General features: G+C 71.5%; 6 protein-coding genes. 1 reads left to right on the top strand and 5 read right to left on the bottom strand.

All coding sequences use genetic code 11. The features are described from left to right. Positions 1 to 630 (bottom strand): deoxyribodipyrimidine photo-lyase (locus tag GJV64_RS12400; RefSeq protein ID WP_235927734.1); only part of this gene is annotated, 630 nt, incomplete at its 3' end. 85 nt (positions 631 to 715) lie between these two features. Here GJV64_RS12400 and GJV64_RS12395 point away from each other — a divergent pair. Then, positions 716 to 1,579 carry a D-amino-acid transaminase gene (locus tag GJV64_RS12395; protein WP_164157558.1) on the top strand — a complete coding sequence of 288 codons (864 nt, stop codon included), beginning with the start codon at positions 716 to 718 and terminating at the stop codon, positions 1,577 to 1,579. A gap of 2 nt (positions 1,580 to 1,581) precedes the next feature. Here the strand turns inward: GJV64_RS12395 and GJV64_RS12390 are convergent, their stop codons facing one another. The 4 genes from GJV64_RS12390 to GJV64_RS12375 all read right to left on the bottom strand — a co-directional run. Then, entirely contained in the window at positions 1,582 to 2,127 is a 546-nt protein-coding gene (locus GJV64_RS12390; protein ID WP_164157556.1) for a periplasmic heavy metal sensor, read from the bottom strand. Further along, positions 2,124 to 2,600, bottom strand: a complete 477-nt coding sequence (locus GJV64_RS12385) for a hypothetical protein (protein ID WP_164157554.1) — start codon at positions 2,598 to 2,600, stop codon at positions 2,124 to 2,126. The genes GJV64_RS12390 and GJV64_RS12385 overlap by 4 nt, the downstream gene beginning before the upstream one ends. Beyond that, positions 2,597 to 3,172: an RNA polymerase sigma factor gene (locus GJV64_RS12380; protein ID WP_164157552.1), complete on the bottom strand. Its 576-nt coding sequence runs from the start codon at positions 3,170 to 3,172 to the stop codon at positions 2,597 to 2,599. Before GJV64_RS12380 ends, GJV64_RS12385 begins: the two co-directional genes overlap by 4 nt. 2 nt (positions 3,173 to 3,174) lie before the next feature. Next, positions 3,175 to 3,817, bottom strand: a 643-nt coding sequence (locus GJV64_RS12375) for a histone deacetylase family protein (protein WP_164157550.1), incomplete at its 5' end; no start/stop codon positions are given.

Genomic DNA, 3,817 nt, shown 5'->3' with positions numbered 1-3,817 from the left:
CCGCGCCGCCGCGCCAGCCTCGCCAGGCTGCCAGTCCGCAAAGCCGCCGGCCCAGTCGGGCGCGCGCGGCAGCAGGCCCCAGGCATCGAGATCGTCGCTGGCCACCCCGCCCACGTCGGCCCAGCGCACCTCGGGCACCGGCAGCGGGCGCGGTGGCGGCATCTGTTCCGACAGCCGCTTCCACCACGGGGTGAAGATGCGATAGCGCCCGCCGGTGCCGCTGAGCACGCTGGCCGGCGGCGCCAGCGTGGCGCCGTGATGGCGGGTGATGGCGCCGGCCTCCGCCTCCTGGGTGTGTGCCCACGGCTCGTGATGCACGATGGCATGAATGTCTGCCCCCAGTTCGGCGGCCAGCGCCTTCACGATCGGCCCGGCACGGCCGCGCCGCAGGATCAGCCGGCCACCGCGCGCCGCCATGTCGCGGGACAGGCTTGCCAGGCTGTGGTGCAGCCACCAGCGCTGCGCCGCGCCCATTGCCCAACCACTGCCAAAGGCACCCGGTGTCTCATCGTCGAGCACGAACAACGCCGCCACGGCCCCGCGCGCCGCCGCGGCGGCCAGCGCGGGCTGATCGGCGAGGCGAAGATCGTGGCGGAACCAGACGAGCTGGGTGGAGAGCTGGGGTGTCACGGGGCTGCCTCTCGACAAGCGGGAGCCGCAGCCGCTAGACGCTGGCGCGCAACCCGTCACCGGGCAAAAGAGGAACAGCAGCATCATGCCGCAACTGGCCTATGTGAACGGGCACATCGTGCATCACGCCGCAGCCATGCTGCACGTGGAAGATCGCGGCACCCAGTTTGCCGATGCCGTCTATGAAGTGTGCGCGGTGTTGAACGGCCGCATCCTCGATTGGCAGCCGCATTTGGTGCGCCTGCGCCGCAACCTTGCCGAGCTGGGCATTGTCTGGTCGATGGCCGATGGTCCGTTTGGCCTGCAAGCGCGCCGGCTGATCGCCGCCAACGGCCATGCTGACTGTATCATCTATATCCAGATCAGCCGCGGCACCGCCCGGCGCGATCACGCCTTCCCCGATGCAGCGCCCCCCAACGTCGTGATGACCGTGCGGCGCTTCGACTTCGCGCAGCGGGTGCGCCAGCTGGACACCGGCATCAAGGTGGTCACCCAACCCGACACGCGCTGGGGCCGGGTGGATATCAAGACCACCGGCCTCTTGGGCAACGTGCTGGCCAAGCAGGTAGCGCGCGAGGCTGGCGCGTTCGAGGCCTGGCTGCTTGATGGGGAGACTGTGCGCGAGGGCAGCAGCACCAACGCCTGGATCGTCAAGGGCGGGCGCATCATCACCCACCCCACCGGCACCCACATCCTGCCCGGCATCGCGCGGGACAGCATCCTGCGGTTGGCCGGCGAGGCGCAGATCCTGGTGGAGGAACGCCCGTTCACCCTGGCCGAGGCGCTGGCCGCCGACGAAGCCTTCCTCAGCTCCACCACCTCGCTGCTGCTACCGGTGGTGGCCATCGACGGCGAGAAGGTGGGCGATGGCAGGCCGGGGCCGATCACCCGCCGGCTGGGCGAACTGCTGTGGGCAGAGGTGGCTCGCCAGACCGGCTGGCGGGCCTAGGGTCAGTTCAGCTCGGTCGCGCCCGGGTCGGCGGGCGGTGACGGGGGAGCGCCACGGCGCTCACGCATCCGCTCGCGCCAGCCCTGCACGCGCTGTTCCATGCGGTTCTTCATGGCGCGGCTGTCGGCGGCGAAGGCCTTGCGATCTTCCGGTGTCAGCTTCTGGAAGGCGGCGATCATCGCGGCCTGGCGCTGCTTGCGGCTGGCGTCGGCCAGCGCCCGCTCTTCGTCCATGGCGCGGCGGACGGCGCCGGCATCGAAGCGCTCCGCCTCCACAGCGGCCAGCATCTTCTCGCGCGCGGCTTCCACCCTGGCGCGGTTCTCGCGGCGGTCACCGCCGGCCATCATCGCTTCGCGCATGATGGCGCGACCGGCCTCGCTCATCGAGGGGAACATGCCCTGGCTCATGCGGCCATGCTGGCCGCCATGCTGGCCCCAATGCTGACCGGGCGCAGGCGGCGGCGCTGGCGGCGCGGGCTGGGCCAGCAGCGGCGCCGCGGCCAGGCTGGCCAGCAGCAGGGTGCGGGCAAGAAAATGGCGGGCAGTCATATCAGGTCTTCCTCAACAGCCGTCGGGGTGAACACATAGGCGAAGGCCAGATCGGCCTCGTCTGCCGCCGCAACGGCCGACGGCGACCGCACGGAGGCGATGGGGGATGGCGCATCGGGCGCCGCCGGCATCGCCAGCCAGCCCACGGTGGCCAGCATCATCGCCAGCGAGGCGGCGAGCAGCGCCGGGCGCCAGCCGGCGAAGCGGCGGGCTTCGGGGGCGTCCTGCGGGGGCAACTGGCGCTGGGCGGTGATCGCCGCGACATCGATGGCGGCCAGCGCCGGAAGCGGCGCGGCGGCCCAAGCGGCAAGGTCCGCATCAAGGGCCTGCGCCTCGGCCAACGCCGCCGCCACGCGGGCATCGCGGGCTGCCAGCGCCGGCAGTGCGGCGCCAGCATCGGCCGGCCAGCGGGCCAGGTCGGCGCCATGGCTGGCCAGCAGGGCCAGAGCGGTTTCGGGGGACAGGTCAGTCACGTGTTTGTCTCGTTCAACATGGTTCGCAATTCATTACGGGCGCGGCCCAGCAATCCCTCGACCGCCTTGGCGGTGGTGTCCATCTGTTCGGCGATCTCGGCCATGCTCAGCCCGTCGCCGTGGAACAGGCCCAGCGCCAGGCGCTGGCGCGGATTCAGCCGGGCCATTGCAGCCTCCAGCCGGGCGCGGCCATCGGCGGCAATCGCCTGGGATTCCGGATCGGGGCCCGGATCGGCCATGTCGAAGCCATCGTCGATGGTCTGCACCGGGCGGATGCTGCGCCGCCGGTCGAGGCACAGGTTGATGAGGATGCGGCGGAACCAGGCCTCCGCCGAGCCGCGCGCCGGATCGAAGCGTGCGGCATGGGTCCACAGCCGCAGGAAGGCCTGCTGGCAGACGTCTTCAGCGGCGGCGGTATCCATCAGCGTGCGCCAGGCGAGCGCCCGCGCCGGCCGTTCCAGCAGCCGCACCAGCGCCGTGAAGGCAACAGCATCGCCGGCCGCAACGCGCGGCAGCAGCAGGCTTGCCGTGTCGGGCGCGCTTGGTCCGGAACCGGGGGCAGGCACATCCATCCTCATTCACCCGGCATACGATGGCGAGCGCGCACATCCCCCGCGGCCGCGTGATAAGCCTGCCAACTGGCCATCAGCGCCGCGGCATGGCGCGCCGCAACAGCGCCCGGATCGCCATAGCCGCCACCCAGCGTGACCGCCATGGGCACCCCGGCGCGCGCGCACAGTCCTGCCACAAGCGCCTCGCGCGCCGTGATCCCGGCATCGCTCAGCGCCAGCCGGCCCAGCCGGTCGTCCGCGTGCACGTCAACGCCGGCCTGGTGCAGCAGCAGTTGCGGCCGATAGCGGTCGAACGCCATGGCGAGCAGCGGCTCCAGGGCGGCGAGATAGGCATCATCGCCGGTGCCATCCGGCAGTGCCAGATCATGGTGGGATCGGGCCTTGCGCACCGGGAAGTTCTTTTCGGCATGGACCGAGAGGGTGATGACGTCGTCGCGCCCCGCCATGATCAGTGCGGTGCCATCGCCCTGGTGCACGTCTAGATCGAGGATCAGCACCCGGGCCACAAGATCTTCGGCCACCAGCCGATGGGCCGCGATGGCGAGATCGTTGGTGACGCAATAGCCGGCCCCGCCCTCCGGCCCGGCATGGTGGCTGCCGCCGGCGCCGTTGGCGGCCCAGCCGTGCCGCAGTGCGTGGGCGGCC

The sequence above is a fragment of the Sandarakinorhabdus rubra genome, assembly GCF_010994245.1.
Taxonomy (GTDB): Bacteria; Pseudomonadota; Alphaproteobacteria; order Sphingomonadales; family Sphingomonadaceae; genus Sandarakinorhabdus; species Sandarakinorhabdus rubra.
Note: the sequence above shows the minus strand (reverse complement) of the source record. Positions and strands in the feature narration are given on the sequence as shown.